The sequence below is a fragment of the Sagittula sp. SSi028 genome (assembly GCF_048553715.1).
Classification (GTDB): Bacteria; Pseudomonadota; Alphaproteobacteria; order Rhodobacterales; family Rhodobacteraceae; genus Sagittula.
Genome location: NZ_JBLZNC010000060.1, coordinates 1 through 341, shown reverse-complemented (window position 1 = coordinate 341; position 341 = coordinate 1). Strand labels below are relative to the sequence as shown.

Genomic DNA, 341 nt, shown 5'->3' with positions numbered 1-341 from the left:
ATGATGACCTTGTGCGGTTTTCCGGCCTTGCGGAGGCGATCCGCGAAAGATTTCAGGCTAGGGTTGTGATGTGCCGCGACCAAGGCCGCCTGGAACATCACGTGCCTCAGGACGCGGCGCCCTCCGGCGATGGACTGTTTTCCGCGAAGGGTTCCGCTGTCGTGCGCGACTGGCGCCAAACCGGTGAGTGCGGCAGCCTGTTCGCCAGTGATGGTGCCGATCTCGGGCAGTTCTGCGATCAGCATCGTGCTGGCAACCGGGCCGATCCCCGGGATGGAACGGAGAACACCGGCGGTCTCCGACAGGCGTTCATCGCCCGCGATGGCTCGGGTGATCCGGTC

At 64.8% G+C, this 341-nt stretch carries 1 protein-coding gene; it reads right to left on the bottom strand.

Going from position 1 to position 341, the window contains the following annotated elements; translation table 11 throughout:
- Positions 1–341, bottom strand: a 341-nt coding sequence (locus ACN5AZ_RS18760) for a transposase (RefSeq protein ID WP_419430404.1), incomplete at both ends; no start/stop codon positions are given.